The organism is Nocardioides sp. NPDC057767, assembly GCF_042798275.1.
Taxonomy (GTDB): Bacteria; Actinomycetota; Actinomycetes; order Propionibacteriales; family Nocardioidaceae; genus Nocardioides.
In genome coordinates this window covers 16,525-31,306 of the sequence record NZ_JBHVKJ010000044.1, presented here as the reverse complement: position 1 = coordinate 31,306, position 14,782 = coordinate 16,525, and the positions used below count along the sequence as shown (strand labels likewise).

15 protein-coding genes are annotated in these 14,782 nt (G+C 67.5%); 3 read left to right on the top strand and 12 right to left on the bottom strand.

All coding sequences use genetic code 11. The annotated features are described in order from the left end of the window. Positions 1-297 precede the first annotated feature (297 nt). The 8 genes from ACFVDI_RS21005 to ACFVDI_RS20970 form a co-directional block, all read right to left on the bottom strand. Entirely contained in the window at positions 298-735 is a 438-nt protein-coding gene (locus tag ACFVDI_RS21005) for a MaoC family dehydratase (protein WP_378909544.1), read from the bottom strand. After that, complete coding sequence (locus ACFVDI_RS21000; protein WP_378909541.1) at positions 732-1,178, bottom strand: hypothetical protein; 447 nt, start codon at positions 1,176-1,178, stop codon at positions 732-734. The genes ACFVDI_RS21005 and ACFVDI_RS21000 overlap by 4 nt, the downstream gene beginning before the upstream one ends. Before the next feature lie 2 nt (positions 1,179-1,180). Further along, positions 1,181-2,362, bottom strand: coding sequence for an acyl-CoA dehydrogenase family protein (locus ACFVDI_RS20995; RefSeq protein WP_378909539.1), 1,182 nt, complete (start codon positions 2,360-2,362; stop codon positions 1,181-1,183). 38 nt (positions 2,363-2,400) lie between these two features. Next, a complete protein-coding gene (locus tag ACFVDI_RS20990; protein WP_378909537.1) occupies positions 2,401-3,024 on the bottom strand; it encodes a TetR/AcrR family transcriptional regulator in 624 nt (207 codons plus the stop codon). 81 nt (positions 3,025-3,105) lie between these two features. Then, positions 3,106-3,846: an SDR family oxidoreductase gene (locus tag ACFVDI_RS20985; RefSeq protein ID WP_378909534.1), complete on the bottom strand. Its 741-nt coding sequence runs from the start codon at positions 3,844-3,846 to the stop codon at positions 3,106-3,108. Further along, complete coding sequence (locus tag ACFVDI_RS20980; protein ID WP_378909531.1) at positions 3,843-5,024, bottom strand: thiolase family protein; 1,182 nt, start codon at positions 5,022-5,024, stop codon at positions 3,843-3,845. Before ACFVDI_RS20980 ends, ACFVDI_RS20985 begins: the two co-directional genes overlap by 4 nt. A 116-nt stretch (positions 5,025-5,140) precedes the next feature. Next, positions 5,141-5,872, bottom strand: coding sequence for an SDR family NAD(P)-dependent oxidoreductase (locus ACFVDI_RS20975; RefSeq protein WP_378909527.1), 732 nt, complete (start codon positions 5,870-5,872; stop codon positions 5,141-5,143). Continuing rightward, positions 5,869-6,630, bottom strand: coding sequence for an SDR family NAD(P)-dependent oxidoreductase (locus ACFVDI_RS20970; RefSeq protein WP_378909525.1), 762 nt, complete (start codon positions 6,628-6,630; stop codon positions 5,869-5,871). Before ACFVDI_RS20970 ends, ACFVDI_RS20975 begins: the two co-directional genes overlap by 4 nt. Positions 6,631-6,952: 322 nt before the next feature. Here ACFVDI_RS20970 and ACFVDI_RS20965 point away from each other — a divergent pair, with 322 nt between their 5' ends. Continuing rightward, a complete protein-coding gene (locus ACFVDI_RS20965; protein WP_378909521.1) occupies positions 6,953-7,699 on the top strand; it encodes an SDR family NAD(P)-dependent oxidoreductase in 747 nt (248 codons plus the stop codon). Between the two features lie 5 nt (positions 7,700-7,704). On the opposite strand, the gene ACFVDI_RS20960 is transcribed toward ACFVDI_RS20965, so the two are convergent. The 4 genes from ACFVDI_RS20960 to ACFVDI_RS20945 form a co-directional block, all read right to left on the bottom strand. Next, positions 7,705-9,198: a helix-turn-helix domain-containing protein gene (locus ACFVDI_RS20960; protein WP_378909517.1), complete on the bottom strand. Its 1,494-nt coding sequence runs from the start codon at positions 9,196-9,198 to the stop codon at positions 7,705-7,707. Between the two features lie 360 nt (positions 9,199-9,558). Continuing rightward, positions 9,559-10,038 (bottom strand): Zn-ribbon domain-containing OB-fold protein, encoded by a 480-nt coding sequence (locus ACFVDI_RS20955; RefSeq protein WP_378909514.1) that lies wholly within the window; start codon positions 10,036-10,038, stop codon positions 9,559-9,561. 1 nt (position 10,039) lies between these two features. After that, positions 10,040-11,221 (bottom strand): thiolase family protein, encoded by a 1,182-nt coding sequence (locus tag ACFVDI_RS20950; protein ID WP_378909512.1) that lies wholly within the window; start codon positions 11,219-11,221, stop codon positions 10,040-10,042. Next, positions 11,221-12,354, bottom strand: coding sequence for a hypothetical protein (locus ACFVDI_RS20945; RefSeq protein WP_378909510.1), 1,134 nt, complete (start codon positions 12,352-12,354; stop codon positions 11,221-11,223). Before ACFVDI_RS20945 ends, ACFVDI_RS20950 begins: the two co-directional genes overlap by 1 nt. A 137-nt stretch (positions 12,355-12,491) precedes the next feature. On the opposite strand from ACFVDI_RS20945, the gene ACFVDI_RS20940 reads away from it, so the two are divergent. Both ACFVDI_RS20940 and ACFVDI_RS20935 read left to right on the top strand, forming a co-directional pair. Continuing rightward, positions 12,492-13,676, top strand: a complete 1,185-nt coding sequence (locus tag ACFVDI_RS20940) for an acyl-CoA dehydrogenase family protein (protein ID WP_378909507.1) — start codon at positions 12,492-12,494, stop codon at positions 13,674-13,676. A 5-nt stretch (positions 13,677-13,681) separates the two neighbouring features. Beyond that, positions 13,682-14,782, top strand: coding sequence for an acyl-CoA dehydrogenase family protein (locus ACFVDI_RS20935; RefSeq protein ID WP_378909595.1), 1,101 nt, complete (start codon positions 13,682-13,684; stop codon positions 14,780-14,782).

Genomic DNA, 14,782 nt, shown 5'->3' with positions numbered 1-14,782 from the left:
TCCGCGATGGTCGATCGGACTCGCCGTTTACCTTGGTTCCAACGTGAGCATGTTTCTCCCCCGGCGGAGCGACGGGGGAGAAACACGCGTTCTTGCAGGTCAGCGGGATGCTCCCGGAGAAACTGCCTAGAGTCTCAGCCCGGCTCTTGACGGGCCCGATCGGCCGAGGTCGTATCGAGCCGCGTGGCGATCCGGTCTCCCGCGAGCCGGTCCGCGGTGAATGTGTGGCCCAGTTCGCGGGCCGGCGATCAGGGGCGCTCGGTTGCACTCCATGGATGGCCGCTCGCGTTGTGGCCGTCAGGGCGTCGGTGCGCCCGGCAGAAGAACCGTGGCGGTGCCGGCGATAGCGCGTGGACCGCCCACGACGTCGGCCCAGACATCGCACTCGACAAGGACGCCTGAGTCGGTGTCATGGGCTTCGGTGACGGTGCCGCCGACCTCCACATCGTCACCGGCGAAGACGTTGCTCCTGAACGTGCAGGAGATCCGGCGGATCGCGCTTCGGGACCCGGCCCACGCGATGAGCATGTTCATCACGTAGGCCATTGTTGAGCCGCCCTGGTTGACGGGCCGGTCGCCGAGTCCGGCGCGGGCGACGGCATCGAGGTCGAAGTGGATCGGGTTGGGATCGCGCAAGATGAGGGCGACGGTGGTGATGTCCTCGGCGCGGACATTCTCGACAAGGAGACCGGGCAATGGACTGCCAGGCGCGGTCGTCACAGGAGCGGTGGTCACAGGCGTGGTCCTCTCTTGAACAGGTAGACCGAGGTCACGGCCCCGGCGCGTGAGCCGTCACGGTGCAGCTCGACGACGACCTCGACGCTGTCGAGCCGCGAGCCGTCGCGGGTGGTGCGCGATCCGACCTCGCCGATCCTCGCGGTAGTCACGTACTCGGCTCCTGGAGTCAGCGCGACGTCCTGGACGACCTCGCAGCTGCCGAAGAGGAGAGTGTCGCCCTCGCTCTTGTGCGCGAGACGGCACAGGTCGTCGACGGAGATCCCCATGCCTCGAAGCGAGGCGATGACGTACCACAGCGGATGGGCCTGGTCGCTCGGGGCATCTTTCGCTCGCAGCGCCCGGTCGCCGATCACGCTCTCGTGCGGCTCGATGACGATGCTGCCGCCGGGCAGCTCGCGCCCCGCGAGCTCGGCACGGAGATCATTGTCGCTGATAGTCATGATCAGTACGACCGGGGCAGGCCCAGCGTCTGCTGGGCGATGTGGTTGAGGACCATCTGCGTCGATACCGGCGCCACCTGCTGGAGCCGCACGATGCCCCAGAGATCGGCGAGGCCGTACTCGTCCGCGAGCCCGTTGCCGCCATGCACCTGGATGGCAGTGTCGAGGACCTTCATGCCCGCCCTGGACGCGAGGAACTTCGCCATGTTGGCCTCCTCGCCCGCGGGCAGTCCGGCGTCGAAGAGCGCAGCAGCACGCCAGGTCATCCCACGCGCGGCTTCGAGCTCGATGGCAGCCTCGGCCAGCGGATGCTGCACACCTTGATGGGTGGCGATCGGGACACCCCAGACCTGGCGCTCCTTGGTGTACGCCACGGCCTTGTCGAGTGCATATCGGGCGACACCCGTGCAGATGACCGCGCTCAGCACGCGCTCGGGGTTGAGGCCGTCAAAAAGGGGACGTAAGCCGTGCCCGACCGTCCCGACAACGGCATCGGCCGGCAATCGCACGTCATCGAAATAGAGCGTGAACTGCCGCTCCGGTGCCTGCAGCGCGGTGGGGATCAACTGCCGGGAAAGGCCCGAGACCTCGGGGTCGTCCACAATGAACAGGGTCAGCTCGCCGCGCCCCGTCGTCTCGTCGGTCCCGGTGCGCGCGACGAGCAGGAAGTGGTCGCAGTGGTCCACCCCGGAGATGTAGTACTTCGTGCCACGGACGATCCATTCCTCGCCGTCGCGCCGAGCAGTGGTGGTGATGTTGTGCGAGTTCGAGCCCGCGTCGGGCTCGGTGAGGGCGAAGACGAACTTCTCGGCGCCGCTGGCGATCCCTGGCAGATAGCGCTGCTTCTGCTCGTCGCTGGCATGACGTGCCAGAACACTGCCAGCGATGCCCTGGGACAGGACCATGGCCAGTTCGGGACAGCCGCCGGCGGATAGCTCCTCGAGGACGATCGCCAGCTCGGTCAGACCGGCACCGCCGCCGCCGTACGCCTCAGGGATGTTCAGACCGAGGAACCCATGACGGCCCAGCTGGTCCCACAGCTCCTGCATGGGCTCGCCGCTTTGAGAAGTCTTCATGTAGTAGTCGTGGCCGTAGCTGCCCACGATGGCGCTCACTGTGGAACGCAGGACGCGTTCCTCCTCGCTCGGCTGAAGGGGGAGGGCGGCAATGCTTGACAGCGTCATGGTTGCTCCTTTCGGCAAACCCGGGGGCGGGGATGCTGTTAGCCGACGGCAGGGCCGTCGGGCGAGATCTCTTGGGCCGCGTCGCCGAGGCCGACGAGGGTGTGGGTGAGCAGTGCGTGGACGGCGGCCTTGTCGAGCTGGCCGTGCACCAGCCACTCCGAGGTGGACGATGTGACCATGCCCTGGAAGGAGCGCACCATCGCCCGGTGCGTCGAGTTCGCCGGATCGACCCCGACGATGGTCGCCAGGTGTGTCTCCCAGGCTTGCATGCTCGTACGGAGGACACCGCTCACCTGCGGGTCTTGGCTCGACGAGCCATGGAGCATGGTGAGGAAGACCTCGGAGTTGCGTTCTACGGCGTCCAGCCACCGCCCGAGGACCCTGTCCACGAGCGTCATCACTGGGAGATCTTCCTCGGCAAGTGCGACATTGAGAGGGATACGGGCGAACTGCTCCACGACTTCGAGGAAGAGGTCGCGCTTGGTGCTGAAGTAGTAGTGGATGTTCGTACGCGTCGTGCCGGCCGCGGCCGCGATGTCGCTGGTGGAGACGGTGTCATAGGGCTGCTGTGCGAACAGAGCGCGGGCGGCGGCGACGATCTGTGCTCGACGGTCGCCTGCGTCGAGACGAATTCTGCGTACGGCATCGTGCGGGGTGGTCACGGACTTCACCCTAGATCCTCCCCGTACGGATGGACGCGGCGCGATTTACACGCTGGCGGTTCATTGGTCGGCACGGGCTCATCACATCGCCAGCCCCCCGTCGACGGGGAGCACGACCCCGGTGATGTAGCCGTTCTCCTCCGCGGCCAGAAACCCGACAGCGGTTGCCATCTCGGCCGGTTCGGCGAAGCGACCGACGGGGACAGTCGCGGTCATCTCCGCCAGTCGTTCCTCACCGACCGCGAGGACCATGGCGGTGGCAGCGTTGGGGGAGATGGCATTCACGGTGATGCCGAAACGGGCGGTCTCCTTCGCGACGGTCTTGGTGAAAGCGACGATCCCGCCCTTCGCGGCCGCGTAGTTGGCCTGCCCAATCGTTCCGTGGAGACCCGTGTAGGAGGTCACGTTGATGATCCGGCCGAACCCGGCTGCCCGCATCGTGGGGATCGCGGCCCGGGTGAAGTTGAAGGTTCCACCCAGGTGTACGTCGATCACGGCGCGCCACTGATCGTCGGTCATCTTCCACACCACGGTGTCCCGGGTGATGCCGGCGTTGTTGACCACGACGTCGATCGATCCGGTGGCAGCCACGACGTCGGCCACCGCGGCCCCGACCGCGTCGGCGTCGGTGACGTCCAGGGCATGGGTGCTGACTCGCTCGGTTCCGGCCGGCCAGGATTTGGCAAGCGCTTCGGGGTCCCGGTCCACCGCGGCTACGTGGGCGCCGGCGCGGTGGAACATCGAGGCGATCTCGAGGCCGATCCCCTGAGCGGCGCCCGTTACCACGACCGTCCGTCCGGTGAAGTCGAACGTGATGCTCATCCGAGGCGCTCGATAATCGTCGCGTTGGCCATGCCGCCGCCCTCGCACATCGTCTGCAGGCCGTATCGCCCGCCCGTGGCCTCGAGGTTGGTCAGCATGGTGGTGAGCAGGCGGGTGCCCGAGGCGCCCAACGCGTGTCCGAGCGCGATCGCGCCCCCGGAGGGGTTGAGGCGCTTCTCGTCCGCGCCGGTCTCGGCGAGCCAGGAGAGAGGCACCGGCGCGAAGGCCTCGTTGACCTCGAAGGTGTCGATGTCGTCGATCCCGAGGCCGGCACGGGCGAGTACCTTCTGCGTCGCGGGGATGACACCGGTCAGCATGTAGAGCGGGTCGCTACCCGTCACGGCGAAGGAGTGGAAGCGGGCACGCGGGGTCAGGCCGAGCTCGTTGGCGCGCTCCTCGCTCATGATGAGCACGGCCGACGCGGCATCGGTGAGCGGCGAGGAGTTCCCCGCGGTGATGCTCCAGCTGATCTGCGGGAAGCGCTTCTCGAACTCCGGCGTGGCGAACGAGGTGCGCAAGCTCCCCAGACCTTCGGCCGTGGTCGAGTCCCGGAGGGTCTCGTCGACGGTGTGCACCGAACCGTCCGGCAGGGCGATCGGCAGCAGCTCGCGGTCGAACCGCCCTGAGGCCACCGCAGCAGCGGCCAGTTCATGGGATCGGGCAGAGTACTCATCGAGCGCCGCGCGGGACAGCCCCCACTTGGCGGCGATCAGCTCGGCCGAGATGCCCTGTCCGATCAGGCCGTCCGGGTAGCGCTGAGCCAGCGGCGCGGCAGGATCGCCCCCGTGCGAGCTCGCGCCCATCGGGACGCGGCTCATCGACTCGACACCGCATGCGATGACGATGTCGTACGCCCCGGCCATCACTCCCTGCGCGGCGAAGTGCGCCGCCTGCTGGCTGGAGCCGCACTGACGGTCCACCGTGGTGCCGGGCACGGACTCCGGAAGTCCCGCGGCCAGGGCCGCCGTACGGGCGACGTTCAGGGCCTGGTCGCCCACCTGCGAGACGCAGCCGGCGATGATGTCGTCGATGCTCGCGGGATCGACATCGTTGCGAGCCAGTAGCCCTTGGAGTGTCTGGGCGAGCAGGTCGGACGGGTGGACGGAGGACAGGGCGCCTCCCGGCTTGCCTTTGCCGGACGCAGTGCGGACGGCATCGACGATGACAGCGGTGCTCATGATTCTCCTCGGAGGAAGGGCTGGGTGGATGGGGATGTCGCGTCGACCACGCTAGGTCGGTGCTCGGGGTCAGGTGTGTCCCGTTCCGCTACTCATTGACGGCCGAGTGGGCCACTTCAGGCACGCCAGATGTGGGGGCCGGGACGGGCCAGCACCAGTCGGGGCACGACCGTCCGCGACGAGAGCCGGGTCAATCCGATGACCGCCTCGGCGACGTCCGCGGGCGGGATCATGTCGTCCTGTGCGACCTTGTCGCCAAGGCCCTCTGTCATCGCTGTAGCGACGTATCCGGGGCAGACGGCGGTCGCGGTGACCCCGTCTTGCGAGTGCTCGGTGTCCAACGTCTCGCACAAGGAGATGAGGGCCGCCTTGGTGGCGCCGTACGCCGAGTTCAGGGGTTCACCCACCAGGCCCGTCGTGGACGCGACCGCGATGACCTTGCCGCCACGCTCGGTCTCGCTGCCGGCGGCAAGGAGCGCAGGCAGCAGCTGCTGCACAAGGACGTAGCCCGAGCGGACGTTGACGCTGAACATCTTGTCCAGCCGGTGGACGGGGTAGTCCGCGAAGGCTCCGATGGCTCCCATCCCGGCGTTCAGGACGAGCACATCCAGTCGGTCATGAGCCGCCAGGTGAGTGGAGGCCAGGGCGACGACGTCGTCGTGGGACGACATGTCGGCCGTCGCGACCTCGACGCGCACACCGTGCTGGGCGTGGAGCTCCTTGGCCAACGAGTCGAGGGAGTCTCGGCCACGCGCGCTGATCGTCAGGTCGTGTCCTTCGGCTGCGAGTCGGCGCGCGATCTCCTCCCCGATGCCACGCGACGCGCCGGTGATCAGAGCCGCCGTCATCGGGGGGCCATCCGGATGGCCCCGTCGAGACGGATCGTCTCGCCGTTGATCATGGCGTTGGAGACCACATGTGCAGCCAGCGCGGCGTACTCGTCGGGTCTGCCCAGACGTGCTGGGTGCGGCACCTGCTCCTCGAGCGAGCGGCGAGCTTGGTCGCTCAGACCCTCGAGGATCGGGGTGGAGAACATGCCCGGCGCGATCGTGACCACGCGGATGAGGTGTTGGGCGAGATCACGCGCCACTGGCAACGTCATGCCCACGAGGCCGCCCTTCGACGCCGAGTAGGACGCCTGGCCGATCTGGCCGTCGAAGGCAGCGACGGATGCGGTGTTGATGATGATGCCGCGCTCGCCGTCGACCGGTTCGTTGGATGCCATCGCTGCTGCGGCCAGCCGGATGACGTTGAAGGTTCCGATGAGGTTGATGTCGACGACGCGACGGAAGCGGTCGAGGTCGAGCGGCCCGTCCTTGCCGAGAGTACGGGCGGGGTCGCCGACACCGGCGCAGCTGACCACGATCCTCAGCGGTCCCATCTCGGTGGCCAGCTGCACAGCGTCCGCGATCTGCTCGGGGTCGCGGACGTCTGCCGGGGCGAACCGGACCGCGTCGCCCATTTCGGCGGCACGCTCGGCGCCGGCCGAGCCGGGCAGGTCGACCAGCACGACTCGGGCTCCGAGGCCAGCGAGTGTCGTGGCTGTGGCAAGCCCCAGCCCGGAGGCTCCTCCGGTGATGAGCGCGACGGATCCTGCGGGATTCACTGGCTGCTCCTGATCTTTCCCGGTGACCCGGGTTCGTCGGTTCTGTGTTGTCGGATCGGTGTACGCCGCACCTCGTGCGACCGACGACCTGATGAACCCCGCACGCTGGACCGATTCACGTCCACAGCCCAGCGCACGGGTTGCTTGTGTGGTGACTCGCACGCTACGAACCGACCGCGGTTCCTGGATGTCCCAGTTCAGGACAAGCCCCGCCGTACGAGCCTCGAGGAACGTGCCCCGTTTCGAGACAGCCGAAGGGCGTCAGCATCGGGCACGCTCGAATCGACGGCCTTGCCTGGGCCGCGATACCTAAGGAGCGACGATGAACGATGACGTCATGTCAGGACGGGTGGCACTGGTTACGGGCGGAGGATCCGGCATCGGCGCCGCGTGTGCTCGCAGACTCGCCGCTCTCGGGGCGACGACGGCGGTAGCCGATGTGGACCTCCAGGCCGCCAAGCGGGTCGCCGACTCGCTGCCCGGTGCGTTCGCCGTACCACTGGACGTTCGTGATGCTGCCTCGGTCTTGGCCGCTGTGGACGACGTTGAGTCGCGCGGCGGTCGACTTGACATCGCGGTCAACGCCGCGGGCGTCGGGGTGCCCGACAAGGCGCCAGTCGGCGACATGACGTGGGAGCAGTGGCGCCGAGTCCTCGACATCAACCTCGACGGAATCTTCCGTTGCCTCACGGCTGAGATTCCCGCGATGCAGCGCGCCGGCGGCGGGTCGATCGTCAACCTTGCTTCGGTGATGGGGCACGTGGCCGCTGGGGCGAGTGCCGCGTACGTCGCTTCCAAGCACGCCGTCGTCGGCCTCACCAAGGTGGCAGCGCTCGACTACGCGGCGGCGGGCATCAGGGTGAACGCCGTGGGACCTGGTTTCATCGACACGCCGCTGCTCGGCCACCAGGACGAGGAGGTGCGAGCCCGGACCGAGGCGGCGCACCCGGTCGGTCGGCTGGGCACCGCCGACGAGGTCGCCGCCATGGTCGTCTTCCTCTGCTCGCCGGAAGCCTCGTTCATCACCGGTGCCCACTACCTCGTTGATGGTGGCTACACGGTCGTCTGAGGAGGTCAGAACGTCGAGTCACGGTCGAGACCGAGCGCCTGCATCTTCCGGTAGAGGGTCGACCGGGCGATGCCCAGTGCCTCGGCCGCCTTCTGCTTGTTCCACGATGCGTCGCGAAGCGCCTGCAGCATCGCCTCGGCCTCGACGCGTTCGAGACCGCTGAGCTGGCGGCGCCCGGTTCCACTCGTGACGTGGGCAGGCAGGTCCTTCAGGCCGATGTAGTCATGGTGCACGCTTGCGACGACGTGCTTGACCAGGCGGTCCAGCGAACGTACGTTCTCCGGCCACCTCCGGCGCGTCAGTGCCTGGATCGCATCCGGCATCCAGTGGATGGTCCGCGCCGTGTCCTTGTGGCGCTCCGCGAGCTCGGCCACGATGGCAGGAACGTCCTCGGCTCGATCACCGAGGTTGGGGACAGGGACGATCTCGTGGAAGAACTCCAAGAGACGCGGATCGATCGCGCCGCTCGCCGGCGATCTGCGCGACGTGGCGACCAGGCGGACTCCCGCTGGGACGGCTCCGAGAATCGCGACGAGCTCCTCGACGTCCTCTGCCGGCACGTCGTCCAAGTGCAGAACGACCAGCCCACCTGACAACGTAGGCAGCGACGCACGCACAAGCTCGGCAGCCGCGCACCCGTCGGCACCGTCGACCTGTACGTTGTCGGCTCCTGCCAGGGCGCGGGCGATCGATCCCTTGCCGACACCGGCGTCGCCAACCAGGAGCAACGGAGCCGTACCGAGATTGGTCAGCCGCCGCCGCATGTCGGTCCATCGTTGGCCGTCGCCGACCAGCCGCGGGAGTTCCACCAGCGGACCGGAACGATGCCTCTGCTCGTTGGAGATCCGGGCCAGGCGAAGCACGACTCCGAGGGAGTCACCTGCGCCGACGACGGCCGACCGATGAACGCGTACTCGCGCCCCGTCGGTCATCGTCACGATCGGCGCAGGAGTGTCGGGCTCGGCCAGGATGGCCGACGCGTAGGCCCAAAGCTGCGCCTGGTCGACACTTCCCATCAGCTTCGCCGCAGCTGCGTTGGTCATGGCGGTCTGGGCGTTGACCGCCACCACAGCGTGTCGCGCGTCTCGGTTCTCGAGGAGGAAGCGCCGTAGCAGCAACTGCTCGGCCGTCGTCGCGGCGTCCAGCAGCTTGCGCTCGATGTCAGTGACGATCTCACAGACCCAGGACAGGGCCATCGGTGAGGTCTCCTCGTACAGGCAGGTGAGGTTCAGGCTGCCCACCACCCGCCGGCTGGCCGGGTGAGTGATGACGGTGCCGGCCGACGTGAAGTCGGCGAACTGCGGCGCGAAGTGCTCAGGCCCTCGAACGATGGTGGGCCGGCGCGTGATCAACGAGCTGCCGCTGCTGTTTCCGACGACGGTCTCTGCGACACTGAACCCCGGGACGACGTCGATCTTCTCGAAACCACGCATGATGTCGTTGTTGCCGACCCACTGACGCAGCACAACGCCATCGGCATCGGTGAGAGACAGGCACACGCCAGATCTCCGCACGCTCTCGAGACGGCTGTCCAGGGCGTCGGAGACGACGTCGATCAGGCGCGCATCAGCCTCTCGGTCTCGGGCCGGCGCTGGCGTGACTGCCTTGGGCTGGAGCCCGTATCGAACGCATCGTGCCCACGACTCGATGACGTCCGGCGAGGCCTGATGGTCGGGCAGTGTTACCTGACGATCGTGCATGATCCGCGTGACCGTCGTCCGGATGGAATCGGCATCGGCACGCGAGGCGCGGAGGGGTGTGGTGGCTGTCACAATCCTATGGTGCGACGTTCCTGACACCCTGTCAATAGGAAGTGGCCGCCGGCTTGATGCCGGCGGCCACCGTGAGCGCTCGAGAACTCAGTCGACGGGGACGAAGTGCGCGATATCGAGGATCTGACCGCTGCGCTCTTCTGCCCAGACCGCTTTGACACGGGTGCCGAAGGGCAACGCCTCTCGGACGTCGGCCTCGGGCGTGAAATCGACGCCGACGATCCAGTGCATCAGGAGCGTCGAGGCGCCGTCGAGCCGGATGCCGCCGATCGCGTACGGCGGTTTCGGGCCACCGGTGAAGCCGTGCCAAGCGACGGTGAAGACCTCGAGAGTTCCCTCTCCTGAGAGCTCGCGCCAGTTGTCCGTCGGCTCGAAGCAGGACTCACAGTAGGCCTGGGGAGGGACGAAGACGCGCTCGCAGACGGTGCAGGAGTTGGCCAGGATCTTGCGGTCCTTGAGCCCGTCCATGAACCGGCTCCACGTGCTTCCGAGGTGGATGTCGTAGTGCAGGTCCCAGCGCACCGCCTGAGTCGTGACCCCGGTGTTGGGAGGCATGGTCGTCGTCATGTCAGTTGCTCCTCGCGAGAGATTCGAAGACGGCAAGATTCTCGAACTGGAAGAAGGAACCCCCGGTGCCGTGACCGAGAGACCTACGGGCGCCCTCCACCTGGATGGCATCCGGGGCGTCACCCATGACCTGCAAGGCGGCGTACGCATAGGGCGCGAGCTCGCCGGCAACGCCGGCGTTGGAGCACTTCGGCCCACCCGACATGTTGACCGGAAGCTGCCCGCTACGGTCGGTGGCGCCGCTGCGGATGAGGTCGACACCGCCACCGGGTCGTGCGAATCCGAGCGCCTCGAGCTGCATGGGCTGCATGTGGGCGTACGGGGCGAACAGCTCGGCGACGTCGATCTCGGCAAGCGGGTCCCGGATGTCCGCCTGGGCGAAGACCCGTCGGGCCAGGTTGGCGAGGTTCTCCATCGTGGAGAAGTCGCCCTTGCCGCCGCCGAGATATGGATCGGCAGACATCCCCATCGCCTTGATGAGAGCGGGAGTTGTGCGCAGTGGGCCGCTGTCCTCCGGATCGGCGACCAGCATCGCGACCGCGGATGTCGACACCGGGCACACCATCGGCTGGGTGAGCGGGGATGCCAGAGGGCGGCCGGCCAGGACCTCCTCCCGCGTCATCGTGTAGCGCAGGTGGGCGTACGGGTTGCGGGAGGCTTTGTCGTGATCTGCCACGACCACGGTGGCCAGGTCATCGGCGCTCAAGCCGTAGCGTGCCTGGTAGGCGCTCGCGGCGAAGGCACCCATGTGGTACGCGCCCATGCCGAGCGGCTGCTCGATGATCATGGGGGAGTTGGTGTTGATGGCACTCTGCAGGTCGGTCGCGCCGAAGAATGTCGGGCCCCCGAGGCACAGCACCCGTCGGTGGGTCCCAGATCGAACCATTCGGGCTGCGACCTGCATCAGATTGCCGCCTGTCGTGCCTCCGGTGTTGATGATGATCAGTGGTACGTGAGGGCCGAGGCCGATCAGGCGGGTGATGTGTTTGCCGCCGAGGACGGTGCCTTCGAAACCGTCGATGTTGCCGGTGACGACGGCGTCGATGTCGGCGGGATCGAGTCCGCTGTGCTCGAGTGCTCGCTGGGCGGCGACCTGGCAGAGCTCGACCGTGGACATCGTCTGCTTGCGGGGTGAGGTGGCTTCGGTGAGTCCGACTCCCACCACGGCTGCGCGATAGGACATCAGGCTGCCTCCACGATCAGGACGGTCGCGTCCTCCGAGACGATGCCTGTCTCGGTGTCGACGGAATGACTCAGGCCGACGGTGCCGGCCTCATGACGCTCGAGCTGTTCGATCACCTCGAGCAGGCGCAGACCGCCGTTCGCCAGGCCGGGGTAGTTGCTGCGCAACCCGCCGCTGGCGTTCACGCTCTGCGGCGCGGCACCGAGTGCATCGAGGTAGCACGCGTGCAGCGCAGGAGTGGGCGCCGAGATCTCGGCCAAGCGCACCTGCTCCGGCGTCACGCGTGCTTGTGCGTATGCCATCTGGGCGGCGCGCCTGGTCGTGGCCTCCGGCCCTGTGAGCCAGTTGCCGGACCAGGTGTACTCCCCAGTCGCGTGCCCCAGCCCGGTCAGGCGGGCGTCGCGACCGAGGCATCGGCCCGCGCGTGCGGGTGACGCCAGGACGACAGCGACGGCACCGGTCGACTCAGCCGGAAGCATCAGCTCATGCAGCGGCCAGCTGATGGGCGTCGACGCGAGAACCTCCTCGACGGTCGTGGCCGAGGGACGTATCGATCGTGCCCGTCCCGCCCCCTGGTTGATCTCTGCAGCGGCGAACTCCGCCATCGTCGTGACGTCCGTGCCGAGACGACCCAGCTGGTGGCTCGCGTGCAAGGCGTACGTCATGTTCGCCGTGAGCCCGACGGGTCGGTCGAAGTGCGGTTCGAAGCCGAGGTTCGAGATCTGCTCGACGAATGCGCGCCTTGCCAAGGCGTCTCCGGACGTCTCCGGGTTGTGGACGCCGACTGCGACAGCGACCTCGACGTCCCCTGCTGCGATGGCTTGCGCCGCCGCGATGATGGCAAGGCCGGCATCGCCCTCGACGCGGAAGGAGTCCGCGAGGTAGCCGCCGGCGGCGGAGTTGGTGAGCCCGCTGGAGATGCTTCGGCCGTCGAGAACGTCCATCGACGCGATCACTGAGAGGCCGAGGTCCTGCTTGCGCAGACCGCACTCCCGGAGAGCGCCGTACACGGCGTCGAACACGAGTTCGTCGAGCATCGCGTCCTGCTCCGGCAGGAACGCCGTCGCAGCGGCTCCGACGACGTTGACCGGAGCCACCCGCCGAACGGGTGGTTGATCAGTCAGTGGGTCCATGTGACCTCCTTCGTATGGATGCTGCGAAGTTACGGCCGCCTCGACGGGATCGGGTGTCGCATGACGCAACACGGCCAAGGCGCGGTGACTCAGGTTGCGACACCGCTCCCGCGGCTCTCTGCGCCAAGGTCGTCGATATGAACGACGTCGCGATCGACCTCGAGCGGAGGATCGACGAACTCCTCACCGCGAACCCGCCTGACCAGACCGACCGCTTGGACTTCCTGCGCGCCCGCTTTGCCGCGGGCCTTGCCTGGGTCCAGTACCCGAAGGGTCTCGGCGGACTGGACGTGGATGCCTCGAACCAAGCACTCGTGGACGCCGCTCTCGCGGCTGTGGGCGCACCGGACAACAGACCCCAGGGCAACGTAATCGGTCTAGGCATGGCTGCTCCGACGTTGCTGCGCTATGCGACTCGGGAACAGCAGGAACGCTGGATTCCCCCGTTGTGGACAGGGGAGGAGATCTGGTGCCAGCTCTTCAGCGAGCCCGGTGCGGGATCGGACTTGGCCGGCGTCTCGGCCTCCGCCCGCCTGGATGGCGACTCCTGGATCGTCAACGGACAGAAGGTGTGGACCTCGCTCGCTCACGACGCGCGATGGGCCCTCCTGCTGGTCCGCACGGACCCATCCCTGCCCAAACATCGGGGCCTGTCCTATTTCGTGCTCGATCTGACCACTGCCGGGGTCGATGTACGTCCCTTGCGGCAGATGACGGGTGAGGCCGAGTTCAACGAGGTCTACCTCGATGACGTCCGAGTTCCGGACGCCAATCGCCTCGGGGAGGTCGGTGAGGGCTGGAAGGTCACGCAGGCGACCTTGATGAACGAGCGCGTCGCCATCGGTGGTGGCGTCGGCGCGCGGGAGGACGGACCCATCGGCGCACTGGCGCGGTTGTGGCGAAAAGAACCCGAGGCACGTCGGCCGGAGTGCTTCGACGACTTGATGCGTCTCTGGGTGGACGCGGAAGCGCTGCGACTGACGAGCGCACGCCTGGCTCAACAGCTCGAGGTCGGTGCTCCTGGCCCTGAAGGATCGGGTCTGAAGCTGGCCTACTCTGCGCTCGCCCAGGAAGCGGCATCGCTGCATCTGGACCTCCTCGGTCCTGAATCGATGAGATACGACGACTGGTCGCTTCGCCGCCCGGACTTCACGACGCCGCTGGATCGCGTGCCGGCCTACTGGTATCTGCGCAACCGCGCGAACTCCATCGAGGGTGGTACCTCGGAGATCATGCGCAACATCATCGCCGAGCGGGTGCTGGGCCTTCCGGCCGAGCCACGCTCTGACAAGGACACTCCCTGGAAGGACCTGCCGAAGTGACCCAGATGCCGTCGCTGCTCTACGGGGAGGTCGAGGAAGACCTCCGCTCAGCGGTCCGTGACCTTCTCGCCGATCGAACTCCCATCGACTCCGTGCTGACACGCAGTGATCAGGCGGAGGCCTTCGACGCCGCTGCGCGAGAGGTCTGGTCATCTCTCGTCGACGAACTGGGCATCGCCGCACTGGCGGTGCCGGAGGAGTTCGGTGGCGCAGGCGCGACGTGGCTCGAGGTGGCCACCGTTCTCGAGGAGCTGGGCCGCGGCGTGATCGACGTGCCGTTCTTCACCAGCGCCGTGCTGGCCACCGCGTTGGCGCAGGAGGTCGGTGCTGTCGAACTGGTCGGCGAGCTCGCTTCTGGGGCAGCCGTCGGAGCCGTCGTATGGCCGTTCGCCTCGCCGCTGGCGCCGGTCCCCGAACTGACCTGGGACGGTCAGGTGCTCTCGGGATCGGTCAAGACGGTCGCAGGTGCCCTGGAAGCAACCCACCTTCTGGTTCCCACCAGCGACGGTCTCGTGCTGGTTGAAGCCGCGCGAGCTCAGATCACGCCCACGCCCTCGTTGGACATGACGCGTCGCGTTGCCGACATCGTCTTCGACCACGTCGAGGGGCAAATGATCGTGGCACGCGCGGAGCTCGACCGCGGCCTCGAGCGCGCGGCCCAGCTGGGGGGAGCCCTGCTGGCGTCGGAGCAGCTCGGCATCGCCGAGCGCATGCTCGAGATGACAGTGGACTATCTCAAGCAGCGACGTCAGTTCGGACGCACCCTTGGCTCGTACCAGGCGCTCAAGCATCGCCTCGCCGATCTCTGGACCGCCATTGCGCAAGCGCGAGCGGTCGCCCGCTACGCGGCCGCCTGCGCAGGGTCGTCCGACGAAGGAGTCGCGGCTGACCTTCCCGTCGCGAGCGCGATGGCTCAGGCCGTCTGTAGCGAGGTTGCGCTGCTCGCGGCCGAGGAATCCGTTCAGATGCATGGCGGGATCGGCTTCACGTGGGAGCATCCCGCCCACCTCTATCTCAAGCGAGCCCGAGCAGATGCACTGGCCATGGGCAGCCCCGCCTGGTACCGCGGCGAGCTGGCCGGGCTGGTTGGAATCGGGAGGTCGTGA